General features: G+C 55.4%; 15 protein-coding genes. 7 read left to right on the top strand and 8 right to left on the bottom strand.

Annotated elements, in window-relative coordinates:
- Nucleotides 1–364: 364 nt before the first annotated feature.
- From dnaK to ABEA92_RS06435, 4 genes are all read left to right on the top strand, one after another.
- Nucleotides 365–2,305, top strand: coding sequence for a molecular chaperone DnaK (gene dnaK / locus ABEA92_RS06450; RefSeq protein ID WP_345682985.1), 1,941 nt, complete (start codon nt 365–367; stop codon nt 2,303–2,305).
- Between the two features lie 473 nt (nt 2,306–2,778).
- Nucleotides 2,779–5,424 (top strand): ATP-dependent chaperone ClpB, encoded by a 2,646-nt coding sequence (gene clpB / locus ABEA92_RS06445; RefSeq protein WP_345682984.1) that lies wholly within the window; start codon nt 2,779–2,781, stop codon nt 5,422–5,424.
- A gap of 338 nt (nt 5,425–5,762) precedes the next feature.
- Nucleotides 5,763–6,200 (top strand): hypothetical protein, encoded by a 438-nt coding sequence (locus tag ABEA92_RS06440; RefSeq protein WP_345682983.1) that lies wholly within the window; start codon nt 5,763–5,765, stop codon nt 6,198–6,200.
- 36 nt (nt 6,201–6,236) lie between these two features.
- Entirely contained in the window at nt 6,237–7,841 is a 1,605-nt protein-coding gene (locus tag ABEA92_RS06435) for a GspE/PulE family protein (protein ID WP_345682982.1), read from the top strand.
- Between the two features lie 365 nt (nt 7,842–8,206).
- Here ABEA92_RS06435 and ABEA92_RS06430 read toward each other — a convergent pair whose 3' ends face one another.
- Nucleotides 8,207–10,828 (bottom strand): hypothetical protein, encoded by a 2,622-nt coding sequence (locus tag ABEA92_RS06430; RefSeq protein WP_345682981.1) that lies wholly within the window; start codon nt 10,826–10,828, stop codon nt 8,207–8,209.
- Nucleotides 10,829–11,435: 607 nt separating this feature from the next.
- Here ABEA92_RS06430 and ABEA92_RS06425 point away from each other — a divergent pair.
- The gene (locus tag ABEA92_RS06425; protein ID WP_345682980.1) at nt 11,436–12,179 is read left to right on the top strand and encodes an NIPSNAP family protein; all 744 of its coding nucleotides are present in this window, start codon (nt 11,436–11,438) and stop codon (nt 12,177–12,179) included.
- A 171-nt stretch (nt 12,180–12,350) separates the two neighbouring features.
- Nucleotides 12,351–14,984, top strand: a complete 2,634-nt coding sequence (mutS, locus tag ABEA92_RS06420) for a DNA mismatch repair protein MutS (protein ID WP_345682979.1) — start codon at nt 12,351–12,353, stop codon at nt 14,982–14,984.
- Nucleotides 14,985–15,167: 183 nt separating this feature from the next.
- Here the strand turns inward: mutS and ABEA92_RS06415 are convergent, their stop codons facing one another.
- Entirely contained in the window at nt 15,168–15,326 is a 159-nt protein-coding gene (locus tag ABEA92_RS06415) for a hypothetical protein (protein WP_345682978.1), read from the bottom strand.
- Between the two features lie 516 nt (nt 15,327–15,842).
- On the opposite strand from ABEA92_RS06415, the gene ABEA92_RS06410 reads away from it, so the two are divergent.
- The gene (locus ABEA92_RS06410) at nt 15,843–17,144 is read left to right on the top strand and encodes a Gfo/Idh/MocA family protein (RefSeq protein WP_345682977.1); all 1,302 of its coding nucleotides are present in this window, start codon (nt 15,843–15,845) and stop codon (nt 17,142–17,144) included.
- A 143-nt stretch (nt 17,145–17,287) separates the two neighbouring features.
- On the opposite strand, the gene ABEA92_RS06405 is transcribed toward ABEA92_RS06410, so the two are convergent.
- From ABEA92_RS06405 to ABEA92_RS06380, 6 genes are all read right to left on the bottom strand, one after another.
- Nucleotides 17,288–17,539, bottom strand: coding sequence for a hypothetical protein (locus ABEA92_RS06405; RefSeq protein ID WP_345682976.1), 252 nt, complete (start codon nt 17,537–17,539; stop codon nt 17,288–17,290).
- A 41-nt stretch (nt 17,540–17,580) separates the two neighbouring features.
- Nucleotides 17,581–18,783, bottom strand: a complete 1,203-nt coding sequence (locus ABEA92_RS06400) for a DUF1559 family PulG-like putative transporter (protein ID WP_345682975.1) — start codon at nt 18,781–18,783, stop codon at nt 17,581–17,583.
- Nucleotides 18,784–19,446: 663 nt separating this feature from the next.
- Complete coding sequence (locus ABEA92_RS06395) at nt 19,447–19,698, bottom strand: hypothetical protein (protein WP_345682974.1); 252 nt, start codon at nt 19,696–19,698, stop codon at nt 19,447–19,449.
- Between the two features lie 95 nt (nt 19,699–19,793).
- The gene (locus ABEA92_RS06390; RefSeq protein ID WP_345682973.1) at nt 19,794–21,020 is read right to left on the bottom strand and encodes a DUF1559 family PulG-like putative transporter; all 1,227 of its coding nucleotides are present in this window, start codon (nt 21,018–21,020) and stop codon (nt 19,794–19,796) included.
- Between the two features lie 334 nt (nt 21,021–21,354).
- Complete coding sequence (locus ABEA92_RS06385; RefSeq protein WP_345682972.1) at nt 21,355–23,142, bottom strand: hypothetical protein; 1,788 nt, start codon at nt 23,140–23,142, stop codon at nt 21,355–21,357.
- Between the two features lie 48 nt (nt 23,143–23,190).
- Nucleotides 23,191–26,499: a PVC-type heme-binding CxxCH protein gene (locus ABEA92_RS06380; RefSeq protein WP_345682971.1), complete on the bottom strand. Its 3,309-nt coding sequence runs from the start codon at nt 26,497–26,499 to the stop codon at nt 23,191–23,193.
- Nucleotides 26,500–26,505 lie beyond the last annotated feature (6 nt).

The following is a 26,505-nucleotide window of genomic DNA, read 5'->3' as shown; positions in this document are numbered from 1 at the left end:
GGAAGAGCGTGGCAACGCTTGAAAGCAATTCGAATACTGTCATTTTGACACCGCCCCGAAAACTGGATCGAGTCGATCACGAGGCGTCTGCCAGAAATTACTCGGTTCGAGTCGATGTCGTCGACTGGAAAAACGAGTTTAGCGAGAAAAACCGGGCTTTTCTTGGCTGCCAAGAAAAAACTGGGGGCTTAGACGCCAGTTCGGCACAGGCTTTGCCAATCTACCGATCGTCTCGCCTCAAGCTGACGAATCGACAACCAGATCCAGTGGGGCAATGACCCAACCTATCCAATTGAAACTTGTCACCTAAACCGAATCGGTTGACGCGACAAACGAACGAATCGAGAGACAGGAGAATTTAGTAATGGCTCAAGGCGAAAAGATTATCGGCATCGACCTCGGCACCACCAACAGCGTGGTTGCGGTCATGGAAGGCAGCGAACCGAAGGTCATTCCGAACCCTGAAGGAAACCGCTTGACCCCCAGTGTCGTCGCGTTTACGGACAAAGAAGACACCATTGTGGGCGAACCTGCACGTCGCCAAGCGGTCACCAACCCTAAACGCACCGTGTATTCGGCCAAACGCTTCATGGGCCGCCGTCACAATGAAGTGGAATCCGAAGAAAAGATGGTTCCCTACGGCGTGACCGGTGCCGCATCGGAATACGTCAAAATCAAAGTTGGCGACAAAGAGTACACGCCACAAGAAATCTCGGCCAAGGTCCTTCGCAAGCTCAAAGAGTCGGCCGAGTCTTACCTCGGTCACAAGGTCAACAAGGCCGTAATCACCGTTCCGGCCTACTTTAACGACGCACAACGTCAAGCCACCAAAGACGCTGGTCAGATCGCGGGCTTGGAAGTCGCTCGGATCATCAACGAGCCGACCGCCGCAGCATTGGCTTACGGGTTGGACAAGAAGAAAGACGAAAAGATCATCGTTTTTGACCTTGGGGGCGGTACGTTTGACGTTTCGGTTCTGGAAGTTGCCGACAGCGGTGACGAAGAGCAAGAGAGCCGCGTCTTCCAAGTGGTCAGTACTTCGGGGAACACCCACCTCGGGGGCGATGACTTTGACGAAACCTTGATTAACTACGTTGCCGACGAGTTCAAAAAGGACAACGCAATCGATTTGCGTAACGATCCGATGGCGCTGCAACGGTTGCAAGAAGCGTGTGAAAAGGCCAAGAAAGAGCTTAGTTCGCTACCAGAAACCGACATCAATCTGCCGTTTATCACGATGGATCAGTCGGGGCCGAAGCACTTGACGATGAAGATCACTCGCAGCAAGTTCGAAGAGTTAATCGATCATTTGGTCGAACAGTGTAAGAAACCGGTTTTGCAAGCGCTCGAAGACGCCGGCATGAAGCCAAGTGACATCGACGAAATCGTTTTGGTCGGTGGTAGCACCCGTGTGCCTAAGGTCCGCCAGATCGTCAAAGAGATCTTCGGCAAAGAGCCTCACCAAGGCGTGAACCCGGATGAAGTGGTTGCCGTGGGCGCCGCGATCCAAGGTAGCGTGTTGGCGGGCGAACGAACCGACGTGTTGTTGTTGGACGTGACCCCGTTGACGCTTGGTATCGAAACCGAAGGCGGTGTGATGACACCGTTGGTCGAGCGAAATACCACGATCCCGGTGGAAAAGAAGAATGTCTTCAGCACCGCGGCGGACAACCAAACGGCCGTCACCGTTCGCGTGTTCCAAGGGGAACGCAAGATGGCGGCGAGCAACCGTTTGCTCGGCGAGTTCAATCTCGAAGGCATCCCGCCGCAACCCCGTGGCGTTCCTCAGATCGAAGTCAAATTCGACATTGACCAAAACGGTATCCTTGCGGTTTCCGCGAAAGAGCTGAAGACCGGTAAAGAGGCTTCGGTGCAAATCAAGGAAGCGGGAGCGCTCGGCGAAGACGAGATCGAGCAAATGCGAAAGGATGCCGAAACCAACGCCGAAGAAGACAAGCGTCAATTCGAGTTGGTCGAAGCGAAGAACAAAGCACATCAGCAGGTTTATCAACTTGAAAAACTGATGACCGAAAACAAGGACAAGCTGAGTGATTCGGATACCGAACCGATGAACAAGGCGATCGAAAAGGTCAAGACGGCTGCCGAAGGTTCCGATACGGCTGCGATCAAGCAGGCGACCGAAGAGTTGGATGCCGCTTCGCAAGCGTTCAGCAAAGTGCTGTATGAAAAGACCGAAGCGGCTGGCCCTGCGGCCGGTGACGGCGGTGCTAAAGCTTCCGGTGCCGCGGCGGCGTCGAGCGAAGATGACGACGCAATCGATGCCGATTTCGAAGTCAAAGACTAAACGATCTGTCAAAGACTAAGCGAACTCGCTGAGTTTGACTCAGCGAATGTTCCAACATCAATAGCGGGTGAAGCCCTCCGCGTAGGGCTCACCCGCTATCCAAGCCAAAACAAATTTAGCAAAAAAATGCCTGCCAAAGGATTTTGATCCGGCGATGGCGCAATGGCATCTACTTCCGTGACAATGCGGCAAAGGCCGCCCGGTTGCAGCGAGTAAGCAGCGAGTAATACGTTCGAATCCGACCGAGCGGTCTTTTGCCGCATCGCTATAAAAACACACCCGCTTAGCAAAGTAGCTCTGGCATTGAGCCGCGGTGCTCGACGAAATCAGCTACGGCAGTGTTCAACCGCTCATTGCTTAGCACACGTTCATTCTTGGGGGGGATGCGTGTTGGGATCCTCCCCCGGCCACAACCTGCGATCCACGCTGGAGCAAGATGTGGTGCTGCTTCTATAGTTGAGGAGTTTTCTGTCATGGCGTTTCGATTTGATAAGCTCACCACGAAGGCACAATCGCTGGTAGCGGAGGCCCAGGCCCAGGCCGCATCGTCTGGAAATCCTGAGATTTTGCCGCTGCATCTATTGGCCGCGATGTTAGACGAAAGCGATGGCATCACGCGACCGATGCTAAAGAAGATGAACGCCGATGCCGGTAAGCTAAAGGAGTTGGTGCAAAGCGAATTGGGCAAAGTGCCGTCGGTTTCCGGTGGTCGCCAACCCGGGATATCGCCCGCGTTGCAGCGCACCTTCGACGCCGCAGCCGATGTGGCGGCACAATTGAAAGACGAATACGTCAGCACCGAGCATCTGTTGCTTGGGATCGCCAAAGTCGAGAGCAAGGCGAACAACCTGTTGAAACTGATCGGCGTCGACGACGCCGACGTGCTCAAAGCGATGAGCGAAGTGCGCGGCTCGGCGCGTGTGACCGATCAAAACGCCGAAGACACTTACCAGGCGCTTGAAAAATACGGAATCGATCTGACGCAGTTGGCGGCCAAGGGGACGTTGGATCCGGTGATCGGCCGTGACAACGAAATTCGACGTGTGATTCAAGTTTTGTCGCGACGAACCAAAAACAACCCTGTTCTGATCGGCCAGCCTGGGGTGGGGAAAACCGCGATCGCCGAAGGCTTGGCGCTGCGTATTTTTGAAGGCGATGTTCCGCAAAGTCTTAAAGACAAACGAGTCATTTCGCTCGATATGGGGGCGTTGGTCGCCGGAGCCAAATTTCGAGGCGACTTCGAAGAACGACTCAAAGCCGTGCTCCGCGAGGTCAAAGATGCCAATGGACAAGTGATCTTGTTCATTGATGAATTGCATCTTGTCGTCGGCGCCGGCAAAGCCGAAGGATCGCCGGACGCGGCGAACCTGCTAAAGCCGGAACTCGCCCGCGGTGTGTTGCGATGCATCGGAGCGACGACGCTGGACGAGTATCGTCAGAACATCGAAAAGGATGCCGCGCTAGAACGTCGTTTCCAACCGGTTTACGTTGGTGAACCGACGGTCGACGACACGATTGCGATTTTGCGAGGTCTGAAATCTCGCTATGAATCGCACCACGGCGTTCGGATCACCGATAGCGCGTTGGTGGCCGCTGCGAATCTATCCAACCGCTACATCGCCGATCGTTTTTTGCCGGACAAGGCGATCGACTTGGTCGACGAAGCAGCCAGCCGTTTGGCGATGGAAAAAGAAAGTGTGCCCGAGCCAATCGATCGACTGCAGCGTCGTTTGCGTCAACTCGAACTCGCCCATCGGCAACTTGTCGATGAAACCGAAGAATCCGCAGTGGAGAAACGCGAAGAAGTGGAAAGTGAGATGGAATCACTGAACCATGAATTGGCGAGTCTGCGTGAGCAGTGGGATGCGGAAAAAATGGGACTCGACGACGTTCAATCGGTGCGTCAAGAGGTCGAGCGACTCGAGCATCGTTTTACCACACTGGATTCGGAAGCCAAACAAAAACAATTGCGTGGCGAAAGTCCCGAAGATGTTTATCGCGAGATGCTCGAGGTCCGCGCTCGTTTGACCGAATTGCAATCCAAACTCGATGACGCCGAACAACGCGATGCGGTTCCCAAAGAGGACGTCGAGAGCCACGAGGATAAACGTCGGCTATTGCGCCATGATGTCACCGAGGAAGAGATTGCTGAAGTGGTCAGCGCGTGGACCGGAGTCCCACTGAGCCGGATGCTTGAAACCGAACGTGCGAAATTGTTGGTCATGGAAGAACGGCTTCATCAACGCGTGATCGGTCAAGACGAAGCGGTGAAATCTGTCTCGGACGCCGTGCGGCGTAGCCGTAGTGGGTTGCAAGACCCGAATCGTCCGATCGGTTCGTTCCTGTTCCTCGGGCCCACCGGAGTCGGTAAAACCGAATTATGTAAAGCGCTCGCCGAAGTGATGTTCGATGATGAACAAGCGATGGTGCGAATTGACATGAGCGAGTTTATGGAGCGGCACAGCGTTGCGCGTTTGATCGGCGCCCCTCCGGGATACGTCGGTTACGAAGAAGGAGGCAAGTTGACCGAAGCGGTTCGGCGACGTCCCTACGGAGTCGTCTTGCTTGACGAGATGGAGAAAGCGCACCCGGACGTGTTTAACATCCTGTTGCAAGTGCTTGACGATGGCCGGTTGACCGATGGTCATGGACGCACCGTCGATTTTTCGAATTCCGTCATCGTGATGACTAGCAACGCGGGTAGCCAAGTGATTCAACAGGTCACCGAACAAGGTGGCGACGAGCAAGAGATGCAGGAAGCGGTTCAAGAATCGCTGCGTGCACGGTTTTTGCCAGAGTTTTTGAATCGAATCGACGACATCGTCATCTTCAAGCCGCTCAATCGCCAAGAGATTCGTCAGATTGTTAAGCTGCAGCTGCGAGCGCTAGGAACTCGACTCGAGCAGAATGGTTTGCGATTGGACGTGTCCGAAGCAGCGATCGATGAGATCGCATCGGTGGGATACGATCCGGTGTACGGTGCACGGCCGCTGAAACGCGTGATCCAGAACGAGGTTCAGAACCGATTGGCCAGCGCGCTGCTGAAAAGTTCGTATCCCGAAGGCACCACGGTGCGAGTCGATTTCCAGGACGGCGAGTACGTGTTTTCGGGAAGCTAGCGATTTGAATGGCAGCCTCAGAATAGAAATGGCTGTGATTAATGAGGCCCGAGACTGAAACTCGGGCTGATGGGTTTGCGACAGCGGCAACGCGATTCGGTGCCGCTGTTATTTTCCGCATAACACGACCAGCGTCTCTAATCCGTGTGGCTCGTACAAACCCTAGTGACTCGCTATTACTTCAACTCGTTCACGGCGATTCGGCGAATCGTTGGCGACATGGATTGGGTTCTAAGCTATCCCTTCATCAGCGTCTCTCACTCTGCTGATGTTGGTCCATGAATACTCAATCAAAGCGAGCTGGTTTGTGTCGATCGCGATCTCACCGAGGTCTCGCGATGGTCGATGTGATCCTGCTGCTGGCTCTTTCCGTGGTGGTATTGGCGGTCGGGTTTGCGGTGCAGGCACGATTTGTCGAGCGATCGCGAGTCGCCAATGCGTTTGATTATCTCGAGGATATTCAGTTTTCGCAGCATCGGCACTTTGTGCGAACCGGCCGTTACGCGACCCGTCTTGCCGATCTCGATCTTTCGATTCCTTCGCCAGCCTATTTTGCGGTAGGCGAGATCAAGGTGTCGAAGTTCGACGGGCGGTTTTCGGGATGGGAACTGCGGTTGCATCGCGTTGGTGCTGCGCCCCTATTCGGCCCCTACGCGATCACCTTTAACGGCGATGGTTTTGACGCTACTGAATCGTCTGTCTCTGCATCGATCTTGCCCCACGACGCGGAACACGTGCGAATCAATCGTGTCTCGACGCTTGCCGTTTTGCGTTAATTCCTTCGCTACTTACTTTGCGGTTGAACTCATTCCATGTCTGTATCAATCAATGCTGTGGGGCCCGTCGAATTGATCGAAGACGGATCCATCGAGGACGCCGATTTTTCGGGACTTGCCGCTGATGTCGAAGTCCAACGCCGCGACGTCACCACCGAACTCGCTCAACAGTATGCGAAGTATTACGCACTTCCCTTTTTTGATCCTCCCGAGGATGCACCGCTGCCGATTGATCCCGGCATCGCGGAACGATTGCCAAGCCAATGGTGTTTTCGGAACCAAGTGGCACCGCTAAGTGATGATGGAAAGATTGTCGAAGTCGCAGTGGTCGAGCCTGATGGTTTGCTGTTGGCTGACGAAATCCGTCGCTTGACTGGTCGCCAAATGCAGCCGCTATTTGCGACCGCGACCGTGATGGATCGCTTGATCAATACATTGTATGGCGACGAGTTAAGCACGACGGACGCCGCAAAGCGATCGGCAACCGAGTCGGTGCGTGAACCGGTTGTGCAACCCTCGCCGCTGTCGATGCCGATCTCGCCCGATGATTCGTCAAAGGCGATGGCGTCGAAAAATCCACTGTCCCATATTCTGCGTCCGTTGGTGCAAGAATTGGTCACTCAGATCGTCATCGAACCGCATCAGCACGCGTTTCGGGTCCGAGCCAGGGGGCCCAAAGGCATGTATGTGTTACAAAGTCTAAGTCGGGTCGAAGGGAACGAGATTCTGGCTCAAGTCGCGTCGCGAATGAATTTGCCAGATCGCGAGCGAGCGAGTCTGCGATCCACATCGGCATCGGGTGAATTCCGCGTTCGATTAGGCGCGAAACGCGTTTCGATCTTCGCTTCGTTTTGTCCGGCCACCTCGGGCACGATGCTCAATCTGACGCGTACGATCAGCCAATCCGTGCCCGTGGACATCGATCAACTCGGGCTTCAACGTTCGCAACGAGAAGTGGTTCGAAGTGTCCTGAAAAAACGAAGCGGATTGATCGTGTTGGCAGGGCCACGACAAAGCGGCAAGACGACGACGCTGTATTCGTTGTTGGCGGAATTGAATGATCCAAGCCTATTGATTTGCACGCTAGAGGATTCTGTTTCGATTCCCTGCGAAGGGATCAATCAGCTATCGCTGTGTAAGCATGCGGGATTGGACAAGATGTCGGCGATTGACTCGTTAGCACGGCAATCTCCGGATGTGATTGCGATCGACAAGCTTGACAACCACGACGTCGCTCGAGCGGCAGTGTATGAAGCGGCAATGGGCCGATTAGTGATTGCGACGATCGAAAGCGCCGACCCCGCGATGACACCCGTCCGGTTGAAACAACTCGGTTTGGAAGAACAAGAGTTGAACCAAGTTTTATCTGCCGTGATTTCGCATCACAAGCTAAATCGATTATGTCGTCAATGTAGCCAATCGCAGCCGATCGACCCCGAAGACGCAGAGCGTTTGGGCTTGGAAAGCGACATGATGGTTTCAGCTCCAAGCGGTTGTGCATCGTGTCGCGACACCGGCTATGACGGAAACATCATTGCGTATGAAGTGCGACATAGCGAACCCGCGTGCGAAACACGGATTGCGGATGTCGTCGCATCGCACGTCTTGGCAGGCTCGGTCGCCGCGGACTCGCTGCGATAACATCATCGAGCGTTCGGCAAGTAAGATTAGCGGGCAAGTTCCGCGGACAGTACAGGCTTTCCCCGCACCGATCTCAAGAACCGGTCTCAAAACTCACAGCGAGCTGACGCAGACTAGGCTCTGTCTGAAACCGTAGCGGAAGTCGTCAAGACTTTCGGCAGCATGACATAAGTCATTGGGATATCGAAATTCTTCACGACTTGTTGATTTATTGAGCCGTGACGCGTCAGCGGCCGGGTCCCACGCAGTACCCGGTGCCTTACGGCCCACGGCTCATTGTTGCGCTTTGCATTTGGATTAATTCAACAAGCCGTTCACGAATTCCGCTACCAGGTTTCCGCCTCTGATGCGTTCTCAGACAGTGCCTAGGGCGTGGCCCAGCGAATGTCACCTTTGCGTTGGCGAGCTTCCCATTTCTTGATCGCTTGACCACGTCGTGCCGCATTGTCCTGTTCAGGGCGGAAACTGAGCGTCACGCCGGTGATTTTTCGCAAATTTTCCAATGCGAGTGCACGGACCGACATGGATGGCGAATCAAGGCTGCGAACCAGCAGCGCGTCGGCGCCTTCTTCGAGCTGTTTTTGTGAAAAACCAACCAGCAATTGGAACAACGTTTTGGCATTGCCCTGGTCCATCCGCTCGATCGCCTGTTTGACTTGTTCCGCAGTACTCGCGTCACGGTCGATCGCGTTTTGCAGTGCGACGTAGTGATCGCTCCAATACGAACGCTGGTCCGCTTGGCTGAGCATTCCGTCGCCACCAAAGAATACATCGGGGCGTCCCAGTGCCAACAACGTCCGAGCGGCCAAGGCACCCGCCTCGCTGCGTCGGAACATCGTTGCTTCACGCAGCGAAATTTCAACCGGCTGGTCCGGAATCATCAAACCCAGCAACGCTTCTCGCGCCGACGATTCGAGCGATTGGTCATTCGGATCCGGCGGAATGATCCAATCGAGTGGGGTTTTCGACTCTGATGTGACGGCGGGTTCATCACCGCGTTGCACCCAACGCTGCCCCGTCGCCAGATCGGTCGTATTCTCGCCGTCGGACAATCCAACGCTGCCCTGAGCGACGAACACCCCCACGGTATTGATGTGATTTTCTTTCTTTAACGGATCAAAACCGGGCGCCCGAAAATGGACCATGGTCATGGCGACGAGCGATTCGATCCCGGGGAACTTGAGCGTCAGCGATTTGCCATTGATCCGCACGTCAATCGAAGCGCCTGGTTTGATCGCCTCGAGCAAGATGCGGCCGTGATCAACATGCAGCAGCGGTTTTTCGCTGCCATCGCGAGTCCACTGTACCTTGGCCGGACCGACCAAAGTCACCGCCATGTCGTCGACGGTGTCTATCCGAACACGATAGGTCGGAGCACAGACGATGGACTGCTGCGTCTGGATCACGTCATCCTTGTTGATTTGAACTGGGGTTTCATCATCGCCGATTGCAAAAACGAGTGCGGTATCCGTCGTCACCTTGGCAACAGCCACTTTCGCAGCCTTCGCGGTGTCGGCAGCGGGAACCTTGGGATCGCTGATTTCTTCTACCGTGGGCGGAGCGCCGCCGTCCGGATCGGCGGCCATCGTTTCAGATGGGGAATCACCCGCGGTGCTGTCGGTGGCCGAATCGGCTACCGCAGGTGACTCACCGGCAGGCAGTTCGGTCACGGCCGGGATGTCGACATCGCTGCGAGGTGCAGGAGAACTAGGGCTGCCGGTGACTCCTGCGGTCGCGTCACTTTTGACCTCCGAATCAGGTTTGATCGGCGAATCCGATTTGACCGAGGTCTCGGAGTCGATCTGGGGCTTGGGCGGTGGCATCACTTCGCTGGTTCCGCCAGGCCGTGAATCGGTGCCGACACTGGCGGGAGCCGGTGGTGCCATCGGATCACTTTCGGCACTTGGTGCCTCTGGCGTCGCGTTGCCCACCGGTGCTGGCAGCGTCGAGGACGCAGGCAGGTTCTCGGTGGGCGAGGTTCCGCTGCGCGACTCGGCGTCCGGGGTCATCTCGCGTCCCGGAGTGCCGACGGGAACCATCGCCGGCGCATCGCTTGCCGAAACTTCGATCTCCTTGCTGGGCTCGGTGATCGGTTCGACGGGCGACGGCGAATCATCCGTTTGCAAGTCGGTCCACGTCGGCCCCAAATCCGCGTCGGCGACGGTGGATCGATTCACGAGCGGTTCAAAGATGCGGACAAGTGCAAATAGCAACACCGCGGCAAGTGCCAATGAAACCAACCATGGCGCGATCCGGCTGGTTCGTATCGAGCCGCCGTACATCTGTGCCGCCTCGAGCGCCGATCGCGGGCGACCCGTGTGCATCATGGCGTCACGCCGACGAACCTCTAACGCGTCCGATTGACGGATTCGAGTCGGTGCATCGGAAACCCCTGAATCGCCAGGTCCGACCGGTTGGACAACTCCGCCGGGATGTGCTGTGTTGGACTGAGTCGCCGCTTCGTGGATCGCATCGAGTTCGGATTGCTGGTCTCCCGTCGGCACTTCAATATCCGATACCGGCTGAGGACTGACCTGCGTCGGCTCGGCATCGGGCAATGCCACCGATGAAAAACTGCCTGCGGTCGCCAAATCCGCGATGTCGCGATCGGGCAACGCGTAGATCCGTTGACGCAGCTCGGGCGATACCTCGGCTGTTTTGCCCAACACCAAAGTCAGAATTTGATGACATGCCGCCGCTTCGGCGAGCTGTTGGTCCGACTCGAGACACGCTCGTTCGATTTCCGATATCTGTTCCGCTGACAACGTGCTGTCCAGGTATTCGCTGATCACGTTGGCTTCTTCGATCGGGCCGACCGCATCGGGAGCGGGAGCGGACAAGTTGGGCTTGGCCAAATTGGTACGAATCCGCTGGACCAATTGCCCCGCAAAACTGCTCTCGGCAACCTTCACTCGCAGCGATTCGGCGTCCGTTGGGTCGAGGGTGTTGTCCAGGTAAGCCAGCAGGGTGCGAAGGGTCAATCGCATGATCGTCAACTCGATTGGGGTGTCCCGAGCGTTGTGTACGTATCCCAAAGGACGAAAATCCCAATGGACGGAAACGGCTTGGGGGGGGCAGCGGTGATGAAATTCAGTACTCTGTAATGGTTAGTGACATCCCAGCCCGAGATCCGTGCAACAATCGGCAAAATTTTCAAAAGAAAATCGTGCAAACGGATTTGCTCGCCCAATTTACAGTGAAAAAATCATGCTCACCTCGCTCCTTGCTCTCATTAGCTGGTCCGCGTCGCACCCATTGGTTGCCGCGAACACGCAAAAATGCTTCGGATTGTCACCGCCTGCCCGTAGATCGAACCGTTCCGCAGCGATTAGGATGTCGGACGCCGTTTCGAGTCTTCGCAGGCGTATTCATCGGCAGTCATGATTTCATTGGCAGCCATGGTCGACAAACGCGATCGGCAGAACCGATCGTTAACCCAATCGCCGTGATCTTCCCGTGTGGATTGGTCCGGCCGTGATTGCCCACGGATCGCTTCGAATCTTGAAACCCACCACCTAACCGCTCGTCCCAAATAACCCACCCGGATGAATGATGAGAAACGTGATTTTGAACTCCTTTGTGATGCTTGCTGCTATGACTTTGATTCCATCGACCGGCCAAGCCGCTCCGCCGGATCGTGAGCTGTACGAAGTTCGCTCGTATCTACTTGGCGACAAGGGGGATGCCAAAGCGATTGACGCTTATCTGAAAGATGCCTTGATTCCGGCACTGAATCGACACGGCATCAAACCAGTCGGCGTATTCACAAATTCGGAAAACGACGAAAGCGGCAGCGAGCGAATTGTCGTGGTCATTCCCTATTCGGATGCCGCTCAGATTCTCGCAACCCGCACCGCATTGGCCGGTGATTCGCAGTACCTCGCCGATGCCAAGAGCTATTTGGATCGCGAACCAAAGAATGCTCCGTACCAGCGGATTACATCGGAGCTGCTTTCGGCGATGGATTGTATGCCCAACGCCAACGTTCCCGAGGGGACATTGGCCAACGATGATCGCGTCTACGAACTGCGATTGTACGAAAGTCCCAACGAGCGACTCGGCGAATTGAAGGTCGACATGTTCAATTCAGGCGAAGTGCCAATTTTTCTTGACAGCGGTATTCAGCCTTTGTTTATCGGCCAATGCTTGATCGGCCCCAACACACCCAGCTTGACCTACTTGACCGTCTATCCAAACGAAGAGGCTCGTAAGAAGGCGTGGGACGCGTTTCGCGCCCACAAGGACTGGGCCGTGCTTAGCAAGGTCGAAAAGTATCAAGGCACGGTTTCGCACATCGACAAGTACGTGTTGGTGGCCAAGCCCTACTCGCAGATGTAGCTGCTGGGGCCGCCAAGGAGGCCAACGCGTGCCCGCTAGCGGAGCCGCACGGTTTCTCTAACCCGCATCGTTGGCTTACGCGGAATCGGCAGGATCCGCCGAGGTTTCATTCCTTGAATTTAGCCTTGGGATGACTTTTCTCGCATCGTCGTGCGAGTTAGGATTTGCGTCATGACACCAATGATGAAACAGTATCATGAAGCAAAAGCCGCCTGTGGCGATGCGCTTTTGTTCTTTCGAATGGGCGACTTTTACGAGTTGTTCCTCGATGATGCAAAAACAGCCGCCCAGTTGCTGGGTTTGACTCTGACCAGCCGTGATCGAGACAGCGATAACCCCACCGCGATGGCGGGGTTTCCGCATCATCAGCTCGATTCGTATTTGAACAAGCTGATCCGGGCGGGGTATCGTGCTGCGGTCTGTGAACAGGTCGAAGACCCCAAACAAGCCAAGGGGCTGGTTCGACGCGAAATCACCCGGGTGGTTAGTGCCGGCACGCTCACTGACGATGGATTGCTGGATCCTCGCGAAGCCAACTTTCTGGCGGCGGTTTATTTGGTTCCGGTCAAATCATCGGGCAAGAAATCTGGTGGCGAACCCGCCGAGCCGCAAGCCGGAATTGCCTGGGCCGAACTTTCCAGCGGACGATTTGAATCCGGCGTCTTTCCGGTTTCGCGGATCGAAGATGAATTGGCGCGCATTGGGCCTGCTGAGGTGCTGTATCGCGAAGACGACGCACGATTCAGTCCCGATACCACCGCCCCTTGGTCATGGACTTCGCGACCGGCGTGGTCGTTTGCCGAGGATGCATCCCGCGACGCACTGTGCAAACAATTCGAAGTTCATAATCTCGAAGGTTTCGGTTTTGGCGACGCAGATGGACCGGCGATTCGGGCTGCCGGTGCGGTATTGGCGTATTTGCAGGAAACGCAGCAAGGAGGGCTCGACCATTTTCGCCAAATCTGTGCCCATCATCGCTCGCCGGTGTTGCAGATTGATGCGTCAACTCGGCGGAGTCTCGAGGTCACTCGCACGATGCGAACCGGATCACGCGATGGTTCGCTGTTGGGCGTGATCGATCGCACTTGCACTCCGATGGGCGCACGATTGCTGGCCGATTGGATGGCGGCTCCGTTGGTGGATCGGAATGCGATCGAAGCTCGGCTGGACGCCGTCTCGGAACTGGTCAACGATTCGCGGCTGCGAGGTGACGTCCGCACGACGCTCAAACGAACGTTTGATTTGACGCGTTTGTTGGCCCGCATCGCCACGGGACGAACGGGACCGCGGGACCTGCAACAGGTCTCTCGCACGCTCGAAAATCTTCCTGAATTGAAAGCCAAGCTGACTGATCGCAAGGCCGAGCGGTTGGGATTTGTCGAAGCTCATTTGCACCTTTGTCCCGAACTGCGTTCTCAGCTTGAAAACGCGTTGGCTGATGAGTGTCCGCTGAATGCCGCCGATGGCAATTTCATTCGTGAAGGCTTTGACGAAGAGCTAGATAGTCTACGGAAGTTAGCGGCAGGCGGAAAAGAATGGATTGCCGCCTATCAGCAGAAACAAATGGAAACCACGGGGATCACCAATTTGAAGGTGGGGTACAACCGCGTCTTCGGTTATTTCCTCGAGGTGACCAACGCCAATAAAGATAAGATTCCCACCGAATACATTCGCAAACAAACGCTCAAGAACTGCGAGCGCTTCATCACGCCGGAGCTGAAGGAATACGAAGAAAAGGTTCTCGCGGCCGACGATAAAGCTGCCTCGCGTGAACAGTTGTTGTTTCAAAATCTACGGCATGAAACTCATCGTCACTTGAATATTCTGCAAGAGGTGGCGGTAGCGATGGCCGAGCTTGACGTGTTGGCCGCGCTCGCTGAAATCGCAACCCAGCGAAAATGGGTGCGTCCGGAATTGACCGAGGACTCGGTGCTGCGGATCGACGCAGGCCGCCATCCGGTGCTCGACGTGACGTTGCCTCAAGGAGAGTTTGTTCCCAATGACTGCGTGCATTCGCCCGAGTCAGGTATGATCTTGTTGATCACGGGGCCAAACATGGCGGGCAAAAGTACTTACATTCGCCAAGTCGCGTTGATCACGCTGATGGCACAAGCCGGTTCCTTTGTGCCAGCCGATTACGCTTTGGTGGGAATCGCCGATCGCATCTTTGCACGTGTCGGTGCGAGTGACGAATTGAGTCGCGGTCAAAGTACGTTCATGGTCGAGATGGTCGAAACCGCACGGATCTTGAACACCGCGACCTCGCGGAGTCTGGTGATTTTGGACGAAATCGGGCGTGGGACCAGCACCTATGACGGATTGTCCTTGGCATGGGCGATCACCGAACACCTTCACGAACAAGTCGGATGTCGCACGCTGTTTGCCACCCACTACCACGAGTTGACCCAGCTCGAAGAAACCTTGCCGCGTGTCGCCAACTTGAACGTTGCGGTCAAAGAGTGGAATGACGAAGTGGTGTTCTTGCACCGCATCGTCAGCGGAGGTGCCGACAAGAGTTACGGGATTCACGTCGCTCGCTTGGCCGGCATCCCCAAGGCTGTCAACGAACGTGCCAAGGATGTATTGGCGCAACTGGAACACGAACATCGCGATGCGCTGGATCGACCGAAATTAGGTGGCCCCGCGCAAGCCGACAGCAATGGGAAATTCCAGTTGACCTTGTTTGGTTTCGCCGACCATCCGCTCTTGGACGACATTCAAAAACTGGATGTCAACGCGATGACGCCAATTGATGCACTGCAGTTCTTGCAGTCAGCCAAAGAGCAGCTGAAAACCAACGTCTAGTCGCCGAGGCCAGCCATCGTCGCACGGCTTTCCAAGCCGTTAGCGAGCCTTACGCGTGACCGTCGACCCGCGAGCCACCGCGTTTTATTCCAATCGAACGGTCACCGAACCGCTGCCAGCTTGGAAAGCTGGGCGACAATCGCACTGCGAGGATCAGCCAATGTCGCACGGCTTTCCAAGCCGTTAGCGAGCCTCGCGCGTGACCGTCGACCCGTCAGCCACCACGTTCGTTGCCAATCGAACGGTCACCGAAAACGCATCCAGCTTGGAAAGCTGGGCGACAATCGCACTGCGGAGGCCAGCCATTGTCGCACGGCTTTCCAAGCCGTTAGCGTGAGTCACGCTTGATCGTCGACCCGCGAGCCGCCACGTTCGTTGCCAATCAAACGGTCATCGAAAACGCTGCCAGCTTGGAAAGCTGGGCGACAATCGCACTGCGGAGGCCAGCCATTGTCGCACGGCTTTCCAAGCCGTTAGCGAGCGCCACGCATGACCGCCGACCCGCGAGCCACCGCGTTCGTTTCCAATCAAACGGTCACCGAAAACGCTTCCAGCTTGGAAAGCTGGGCGACAATCGCTCTGCGGGGGATCAGCCATCGTCGCACGGCTTTCCAAGCCGTTAGTGAGCGTCACGCTTGAACGTCGAACCGCAAGCCGCCACGTTCGTTGCCAATCAAACGGTCACCGAAAACGCTGCCAGCTTGGAAAGCTGGGCGACAATCTGCTTGCGCCGCAACTTCGCGCTGGTGCGGTCTCGCCTCCGGAGTCGCCGGAATGAGTTATCATAGACCCCGACGCGACTGATTGTCGACGCTCGTTTTCTCGCCTTGCACTCCCCTTCCCCAGGATCCCCTGCCAATGCAAAAGCCTAATCGTACGAACCGACGTGATTTTCTTGCCGCTTCGGCCTCCGCCGCCGCGATTGCAACGCCCTACTTTGTTTCTTCACGTTCGCTCGGTGCGGCCGAGCACGTTGCACCGTCTGAAAAAATCACCCTAGGCGTGATTGGGATGGGACCGAGATGCACGTACGACATGAAGTCGATTTTGCAGCTTGGTGATGTCCAGTGTGTTGCCATCGCCGATGTTCAGCAGTCACGTCGCGATGCCGGCAAGCAACTTGTCGATCAGCATTATGGTAACACTGATTGCCAACTCGTCAGTGATTTTCGTGAGTTACTTGCCCGCGACGACATTGACGCGGTGATCATCGCCACCGGTGATCGGTGGCACGCGGCTGCGTCCATTTTGGCTGCGGAAGCCGGCAAAGATGTGTACAGCGAGAAGCCTTGCGGAATCACCATCGGCGACTGCCAAAATATCTCGAAGACGTTCGCAAAGACCGAACGGATCTTTCAAGCGGGAACCCAGCGACGAAGTGTTCCCAATTTCCAGACGGCGGTTCAGTTAGCACAAACCGGTCGACTCGGAAAAATCGAAACGCTGTACGCGTCAGTCTATATTCCGACACTGAAAAATGAATGGTTACCGGGCGAGCCAACGCCATCCAAGGAGGTGTGCGATTGGAACATGTGGCTCGGCCCCGCGCCGTGGCGTCCTTACAACTCGAGCTACGTTAACGGTCGATGGCGAGGTGAATACGATTTCGACAGCGGGGCACGGCTATTGGACTGGGGGGCTCATACCGTCGACCTGTGTCAATGGGCAAACCAGTCTGACGATACGCTACCCATTCATTACGAGCCGACGGACGAAAACATCGTCTGCACGTATGCCAACGGAGTCAAACTGGTGATCGATTTTCTTGCTGATCCGTTCGGCGATCGGGGGCCTCGCTGGATCACCCGACTTGGCACTTGTCCCGTTCGGTTTGTCGGTAGCGAAGGCTCGGTCGAAACCGGCGACGAAGGCGAGATCGTGGCAAGCTCGGCGACGCTGAACGACGAACTGGCGCAAAACAAACGCGTCCGCGGGCTCGATGTTTCCGCTCACGCCCGCAACTTTTTTGATTGCGTCAAGAGTCGCCAACAAACGGTTTGCAATCCGACCGTGATGCGTCGGTCGCACGTCGCCTGTCACGCAGCCGCATTGTCATGGATTCTAAAACGCAAACTCACCATCAATCCCAAAACCGAAGAATTTATTGCGGACGATGAAGCCAACCGGTTGCGTTTCCGCAGCCCCCGTGTTTGGTCGTAATCAAGATTATCCGCAGGTTTGTAAAAGACCAAGAAAAAACGGCGGGCGACTTGGTCGCTCCGCCGTTTTTCATGGTCACGCATTATTTGTCTGATCGATCAACCGAGATTGCTCTCGATGAACCGACGCCGATGCAGAACCGCTTACACTTGTTCTCGGGTGATTGTGATTCCTTCGAACTCGTTGGAATTGAGATCGCTGGTCTCAGGCTCGGTGTTCCGCAGCTCCGGGTTTTCATCGAGGAATTGATTTAATTCTTCAATCTCGGTGGTCCTCCCCTCGCCGCTATTGGCAGCCCCGCAGCCAGCGGTTGTGACGAAGCAACCGGCCACCAATAGTGATGCCAAACAGTGACTGAGTTTCGATCGGAATTCGACGTGTTTCATTTCGTTCATCTTCTTAACTTCTCGTATAAGTGGGATGGCTTGCGGGCCGTTTAGAAATCTTCGTCAATCGTTTCGTTGGCAGCACGTGTGCCCAATTTACCCCACAAACCAAAGGGGCTTTTCGAACCAGGCTTGACGGACGAACCCTCGTAAACTTGGGCTGAATTACTGTTACCCGCTTCGATCGAGTCGGTGACAAACTTGACCGCACCGTCTCCCATCAAAACATGAACACCCCCTTGGTGACGACTGCTCGGCGGCGCAATCAGTGAGTTGCCGTGATAGTTTTGGTCGATACAAATCTCACGGTTCGGAGGCAAGATGGTGTTGATCTGGGCGTACAGTGGACGTCCCGAGGCCCACTTGTAGCCGCGTCGCTGTTCAGAGTTGCCCACGCCGGTTCCCGAAGCCCAGAATTGAGGCCGTTCAGGGTCTTTGAAACTTTCGCACGAAAGTGCGCCGCCGGCCAATCGAATGCCTTGCCCGGAGTCACTCTTGGTCAGAGTGGAACGTTTCGCGCGAGTTCGAACGTCCTCGTCACCGAGATCGGTGGTGATTTCCCCCATGCAGATGGTGTTGGCAAGCCCATCGAGCACGTCGCGGAAACGCATCGTTTTACGCCCGATAAACATGCCGCGTTGTGCGGCTCGCGACAGCGTCGCAAAATTATTCACGCCGTTGTCTCGCAAGGCTCCCCAATTGCTCAGGTAAGCCGAGTCGCCGGTACAGAAGGCGTAATTGGATCGTGCCGCGGCCGGCAATCCGACCCCCGGATCGCTCGGGCAACGCATCGCGGGGACTTCGGTGAGCCATGGTTGGTAGGTGTTGACCGCATGGTGGCTGGCGTTCATCAAGGGCGTTCCTCCCATCGGCGGCCACACATCGTTGGTGGTCGCGGGATTGCCATCAGCATCCAAGGGGTTGCTGATACTTTCCCAAAGCGCTTGCTGTTCGAAAAAGGGCAGCATGCCCACCATCGCACTGAGCCCCAAGCGGTTGTGTCCCGTGGCGGCGATGACAAAGTTTCCAGGACCATAGGTCCCCGTCATCAATTTGGGCAACTGCTTGTAAGCGGCATGATAATTGTGAACCGCCAATCCGAGCTGCTTCACGTTGTTGCTGCAACTCATTCGCCTCGCTGCCTCGCGAGCGGCCTGGACGGCGGGCAACAACAACCCGACGAGTACACCAATGATTGCGATCACCACCAAAAGCTCCACCAAAGTGAAGCCCGCTTTCGGTTTTGTCTGCATCTCTCTGAACTCCAATGAACAAGCGTGAAAAGATTGCTCGTCCAAGGCGGCCACGAATTAACGGGGGATAAAAGCTCGTTTGGACCACCCGAACGTGCATGATGTACCTGCAACCTTAGCGGATGGGGGACACCCATGCGAACGTTTTGGTGGGTGTCACCGCGAGATTTTCGAATTGGTTTGAGACAAATGACCAGCGGTGTACAGATGATGCGTGACCCAAATCTATAGACGTTTTTCAATCTCTATAGCTTTTTGCCAACGGGGGGCGAGTGGATCGGTAGGGGGACAACTGCGTATTGGCGGTGGCAAATAGGGGACAAAACGACCGTTTGGCGGGATGGTAGACGTATAGACTTCTGCAGTTTTTACGATCCAAGTCTAAGCTCATTTTCCGCCGGTCCTGCGGTTGATTCTCCGGTTGGGTGGCAGCGAGTGTCGGCCTCGGTGATGCAGAGAAAACTTTTTTTCGCTTGGGATTTTGCGATCAATGCTCCGCGCTGCATCTCGCAGTGAATACACGAGGGCGGAAATCAAAGCCGGGACATTGTTGAAACACGCAAGATAAAACGGCGGGCGACTTGATCGCTCCGCCGTAAGGGGTTCTCTCCCTTGCACTTCCCGCGTATGCGAAGTGTGCAAGGTGACGCGGTCGCTATTGGATCAAGCGTCGCTTGGCCGTGCCTGTTGTTTCGCTGGCGGCGCCTCAGGCTTGGATGCCTTTTCTTCCTCGCCAGACTCGTCGGTCAATTCCGGGTGCTCCTGGATAAACCTCGAGATTTCATCGCTTCCGGCGATCACGCCTGCGTCTCCGCCGTCGCCACAACCGGTAACGGCTGCCATGCATCCGATGGCGAGAAAGGTCAAGCGAAAGCGGTTTTGCGTGTAGCCGCGTCGTGGGATTAGTTTGCTCATGGATTTAAGATTCCTTGGTCTGATTTGAAATGGGGCCGGTTCGACCTGTTCCCCCGAGAGGGAACCGTGATACTGACATTGCGAATAATGGCTTGTTAAAAGTCGGCCGAGATGGTTTCTTTGCTGGCACGGGTTCCAAGTGCGCCCCATAGCCCGAATGGACTTTGCGCTCCCTGGGCGATTGGGCCGCCTTCGTAAACTTGGGCGCTGTTGCTGTTGCCTGCTTCGATCGAATTGGTGATGAATTTCACAGCACCATCGGTCAACAGCACGTGGCATCCACCTTGATGACGACTGCTTGGTGGGAAAATCCCCGAGGTGCCGTGGTAGGTGTTGGACATGCACAGTTCCGAATTGGGCGGCAGGATCGTGTTGACGCTTCCGTACATCGGGCGGCCGAGTGCCCATTTGTAACCGCGTCGTTGCTCAGAGGATCCAACCATCGTGATGCCGGCTTTCCAGAACTGGGGACGGGCGGGATCGATCAGAGTTCGGCATGAAACCGCACCGCCGGCGTTGTACATTGGGTTGCCACCATCGGTGCCGTTCATCGTGCTTTGTGCCGCATAACCACGAACATCTGAGTCACCAAGGTCGGTGATGATTTCGCCTGAGCAAATCGTATTGGCAAGTCCATCGAGAACGTCACGAAACTTCATCGTCTTTCTCGAGACGAACACACCGCGACATGCGGCGCGAACGCCGGTGGAACGGGTCGAGTCGGTGGTGCCGTTATTGGCCAGCGCGCCTTCGTTAGCGCGAAAGTGCGAGTCGCCAATGCAAGCGCCATAGTTGGTACGGCCTTGTGCCGGCAATCCCGTTCCGGGGTCACTTGGACAGCGAAACGAAGGAACTTCGGTCAACCATGGATCGTATTGGGTCACCGAATGGCCTCCGCCGCCGGTCAATCCCTTCATCGGGCAAGGCCCCATCGCCGCGAAGGCTCCATTGCCCAACGGATCGTTAAAGGGATTGCTGATCTGTTCCCATAACGCTTGCTGTTCGATAAATGGCGTCAAGCCAACAAGCCAGCTCAATTCGAGCCGGTTGTGTGATTTTGCAGGCGGGTCACCAAAGAATTCGTCGACCGTCGTGGATCCCTGTTTGGTGCCAGTCATTTGAGTCGGCAACTGATCGTAGGCTGCGTGGTAATTGTGCAGTCCCAACCCAATCTGCTTGAAATTGTTGCTGCAGCTCATTCGGCGCGCCGCTTCACGTGCCGCTTGCACAGCGGGAAGCAGCAGTCCAACCAATACTCCGATGATTGCGATAACAACCAACAGTTCCACCAGCGTGAAACCAGAACGCGATCTTTCTTGCATCTTTAAAACTCCGAAATAAGTCAAACGGGATTGGAAAAGCGATTTGTCTATAGACGGATCTGTCTATAGAGAGCGGCTGTGTGCCTGGCGTGCGAGCGTATTTGAGGCGGTTTCCTCGATGCGGATTGGACCTACAGACGCATTTCGAGTGCGGTGATTCCGAGAGTTAACCACGGAAAAAAGGGTGGCGTTGGTGGATCTCCCAAGGAAGAGCTATGGGAGCGAAGGGAGGGGAAGAGGTTCTCTTTGTGGTTGTCAAACTCACATCGCGGCGTGGCCGGGGGGCACACACTTACTTCACAAAGTGTAGTTCACCTATGGAACCCTTGGCAATCTATGGAGTTTCGAAATTTTTACTTTTTAATCGTTCCAGTCGCTCGGCAGTGGTTCGCTGTGCGTCGGCCTCGGCCATCCGTCCCAAGCTTTCGTAGATGGCTTCCAAAGCTCGCCGCGCCGCAACTTGCGAGGGATCGATCTCGAGTGACTGCAGTAACGCTTCGATGGCCTTTTCCGAGTTGCCATCGTTCTGCTGGGCCAATCCCAAGAAATACGAGTCGCTCGCATCGACGTGAAGCTGTTGCAACATTTGGTAAAGTGGGATCGCCTTGCGACTCTCACCCCGATCCAAGTAAATTCGAGCCAAGCTGTGGGCGGCAACGATACGCGCATCCGTGTCAGTTTCGGTTGTCAGAACTGTTTTCGCCAAATCTTCGGCAATGGGAATCGCACCCTGTTCGCGTGCCAACCAAATCAAGGCCGCATCGACATCGGCATCGGCGTTGCCTTGTTGTTTGATTTGGATCAATGATTCGGTCGCATTCAGCATCAGTTCGGCAAACTTCGGATCGCCGCCTCGACGTCGATACAGTTCGTACTTGCTGAGTGCCGCAAGTCGTTGACGCTCGACGGCACTGAGATGGCTGATGTCTAAGATCGGCGCGACTTTGTTCGTGCTGGGATCAGGCACTGCTGCGAGTTTGAGGTTCGTTCGGGGATAGATCCCAATTTGATGATTGCTTAGTGCGAAATGAGCCACGTCGGTATCGCGGCGGGGCATGTGGCAATCGGTGCAGTCATTTTCGTTGGTCGCGATTCGCTGCGGATGAGGTTCACCGCAGGCGTCGTCACCGTGGCACTGGTAGCATTTTTTGCGATGGTACTCGACCTTGTTGTCGGAGGTCGGCGGATCATGGGGATCGTGACACGTGATGCACGTCAGCGTCTCGGTTTGCGTATAGCATCGGCTGCGGTGCAATTGTTCGACATGACCGACCAAGCTGTTCGAGCCACCGGTCGTTTGTAACTGATAATCGACTCGGAAATCGGTCAAGCGTAACCCAGGGCGGAAATCCCAGCTGTTTTTGCCCACGGTCTCGAGTTCGAAGATGCCTTGGCAATGGCATTGTTGGCAAATCGCTTCGGACAATTCGCGGTTTAGTGCGCGAGGATTGACGATGGTTTCATCGTACCCGGTGGTGTCAGAGGTGGTTGCGTTTTCACGGTGATGTTTCGCATGTAATTCACCCGGCCCATGACAACGTTCACAACCAATCGTTGCTTCCACGATTTCGAACTTGTACTGATCGTGCTTCGCCTGTTTGATCGATCCGACGTGGCAGAACACGCAGTTCACCGTTACCTCGCGGCGAAACGATTGATGGTCGGCGACGTCGTAGCCCGGAGAAATTCCCCATGATCGATGATCACTAAAATAAGTGATCGGTGATTCGATGTGAAAATCACCAACTCGCCCTAGATAGCTCATTGAATGAGTTCCCGAACCAAGCGTGACGCTCATTTGCATCTTGGTCGTTCCAAGCGGTTCGCCCTGGTCGCTGAGTCGCAGCTCGCTGTGAAACATCTGTCCATCCGCGATCTCCACACGATACCGATGACCACTCGCTTGGTGTTTAAATTCACCAGCGTCTGGTTCGAGCGTCACGTCGGTAAAACGTGCCGTTTTGCTATGCAGCGTTTGCAGGAAGCTGGCGTGTTGATTTTCGTGACAGGAAATGCACTGATCGGATCCGATGTACTTGACCGAATCGTCGGCGTGCAGCCACATCAAGCCGTGTTGCAGCAGAAAACATGAAACAATGGCGGCCAGTCGAAGTACGTTCATGGTCTAGTGTTCTGCCGAATCATGTGTTCGATTCCCCGAGCCCACACGTTATTTGGATTTCAGGGTCGACAGATAGGCTACCACGTCGCGAACCTCTTTGCGTGTCAAAACGTCGGTCATGTCAGGCATGATGGAAACCTCGTTTTTGGACACGTCTTCGATCTCGTCATTGCTAAGCCGGATCTCTTTGCCTTGGCTATCCGAGATAATGGTCTCGTCATCACCCTCGGATTTCACCAACCCCATCACAATCTGTCCCGAATCCATCAAAAACGATTGGGTCTGGTATTTCTTGTCGATGTCCTTGCTGGGGGCGATGACGCTTTGCAGCAGATAATCACGATCCTTGCTCGCCGCGATCCCAAGCAAATTGGGGCCGACATCGCTTCCTTCTTTTCCGACCTTATGACATCGGATGCACTGGGCGCCGAGATGGGTGTCGAAGATCACTTTTCCTCTGGCGGCATCGCCCCCGTCACGGCTGACCAAAAACGGTCGCGACTTTTCAGGCGTGTTCGCGAAACGTTGATTGATTGCCGCGTTGGCTTTGTCAAACGCGGCCTGAATCGCGGGAGATTTCGTTGCCCGTTGCTCGGCTGTTTCTAGCACATCCAAAATGATCTCGCCCGGCAATGTGTCGTTGGCGATTTGCTCAAGCATCTCAATCAATCGCTGTTCCGATGCTTCACCTCGCTGTTTGCTGAGTGCCGCGATCGCATACTGTTTGATCGCAAGTTTTTTGCTGTCGGAAACCAATCCCGTTAAAAAGGTATCGGCTTGATCGGCGTGATGTTTTGCATAGAAGTGGATGGCACTTAACTGCAGGCTCGTTTCACGATCTTGCATCGCGGCGGGCAGCACCTGACTGAGTGCTTCGGGGTCTTGTTTGTCCAGTGTTTTAAGCGAGGCGATGCGAAGCTGAACATCTTGGTCGGTCGTGCGAACAATCTCACTCAGCGACGCGGCGGACAACCGGCTGCCGGTTCGGGCAGCCGCGTCGATCGCTGCAGCTTGTAGTTTGGGGTTGTTCTCGCTTGCTAATTTCGACAGCGCGATACTCATACGCGGAGCGTCCACTTCGCGTGGCTGGGTTGCATTGCGTCGACGGCCATCGACTCGGTCGAGTGGATCAGGTTTCAGCCAAGATCCCAACATCTTGATCGCTTCGATTCGCAGCGGCACCGAGTGGGTTTCTTGGCTCGCGTATTGGACGACGGATTCAAATTGGTCACGGCCTCCTAGACGATAATTGGCATTGAGCAGCCGGCGGATGAACGATTCGCCATTGTGCTGCGCCGTGGGCAATGTAGCGGCGAGCACCTGTAATTGGTCGTCACTCGAAAAATCATCATGCAGCGCGCGAGCGGCTTCGGTAGCGACCTGTTCACTGGGGTCGCGAAGAAACGGTTCAAGTGAACGCGGTGATCCGTTACCACGAAGCGCCACGACGAGGTTTAGCCGGCCCACCATGGTGGCAGCGGCTTGGGCAGCGACGAGTTGTTCTGCGGTCGCACAGCTTCGCAGCGCTCGCGAGACCGCAAATCGCAGATAACGTTTCGACTCGGCAAGCGAGTTCGAGATCCGTAGCAGGGAGTCGACTGCATCGTCCGATGGATGCTTACTGAGCGCGATCATTGCCATAAAGCGAACGCGGTCACTGTCATCATCAAGCAATGGCAGGAAGATCCCGCCATCGACACCCTTGATATCGGTCAAGGTTCTTGCCGCTTGGGCTCGCATCTCCGGATCCTCGGATCGGAGCAGCGAGATCAAGGCGTGCGTGGCTGCGGATTCGCCACCGCGTGCAAGTTGTCCAAGTCCCCAGACTGCATGAACACGCGTCATTTCCGATTCCGACATCAACGCGCTGCTTAGTGTATCGGTGTCGTGCTGTTTGACTAATTCAAACTGAGCACCCATGCGAATGCGTTGATCATCGTGCCCAAGAAGTCGTCGGAGGTCTGCGGAGGGCAGCTTGGAAAAGCCCTTTTTGAGTTGTTGCGAGACCTCGCGGCGTATCTCGGTGAGATCCGAATCAGGAGCATCAATCTTCCAAACGGCCCCCGATTGATTCAGTGGATAACCGCCGCCCCAATCGACACCGTAAAGCGCCCCGTCGGGACCAAAGTTGATACCGACCAGCGGGATGCCACTGCCGATCGAGTGCTCGTTTTCCATCGTAAACGAAGCACCGTCCGGTTTAGCTTGAAACGCAAACTGGAATCCACCGGGAGCTCCGGTCAAGAAAAAGTAGTCGCGATAGGCAGACGAAAGGGCGGTTCCAGGATTGAAAGTGAACCCGGCCGGACCGTCGATGTAATTCTTTAACGTGGGCAGAATATAGGAGGGTTGTCCATCGAAATGAGGAACCCACAATCGTTCGTCCGTCCAAGGGTTAAAACCGCTGCCGCGGTACTGGTAATTGCACCGCCATCCGGCATCCATATCACGAACGATATAGACAAACCGTTCTTTTTCACTGGGTTGATCGGCATCGTTGTCGACGCCAAACAGGTTGCCGTATTGATCAAACGCCAACTCTTGGACGTTTCGCAAACCGTGCGCAAACACTTCGAAATTGCTGCCGTCCGGATCGCAGCGCATCACACCACCTTGATTGGGATAGTGAAATCGCTTGCCTTCGCGTGAGGTCAACGAGATTCCCTTGTCACCGATTGACCAATAAATCTTTCCATCGGGGCCGACGGTCAATCCGTGCATGTCATGACCGGCATAGGCGATATGGATCGCAAACCCCGATGCAATCGATTCGCGATGGTCGGCGACTAGGTCGTTATCGGTGTCTCGCAGTCGCCACAAATCGGGGGCAATCGTGGTGTACACATCGCCATTGAACCACAGCACGCCCGCGGCGATTCCGGTGACTTCGGTTTGAAAGTTCTCTGCGAACAACTTGAACGTATCGGCAATGCCATCGCCATCGCGATCACGCAGCGTATGGATCTTTTCACTGATGACGGTCAAGTCTCGCCAATCATGCGATCCATCACCGTTTAGATCGTCGACACGTTTGCGGTTTTTGTCTTGGTTTTGGTTCGGGGCCAATCGCTGATGATAAAAGTTGCGGCGGTCTTCGACGCTTTGAAACCCAACATCGTTCGTGATCCAGTCGCGGTTGTTGCGGATGTCAAGATCCTGAGCCTTTCGCCGCTGCGTTTGCGTTACATACGCCGTGCCTTCGTTGTCAAAACTGATCGCCACGGGGTCGGGCACATTGATCTTGCCGCTCCATTTGGTGTAACGCAGCGGCGTGGGGTTTTGCGGTGGTTCGGCGATTGCGAATGAGAACTCGCCAATAACAATCATCGCGGCGATCAAGCGAAGGTAAGGATGCATGATGGA

Origin of the sequence: Novipirellula caenicola (assembly GCF_039545035.1) — a bacterium.
Lineage (GTDB): Bacteria > Planctomycetota > Planctomycetia > Pirellulales > Pirellulaceae > Novipirellula > Novipirellula caenicola.
The sequence above is the reverse complement of the archived record's forward strand: the minus strand, read 5'-3'. Positions and strand labels throughout refer to the sequence as shown.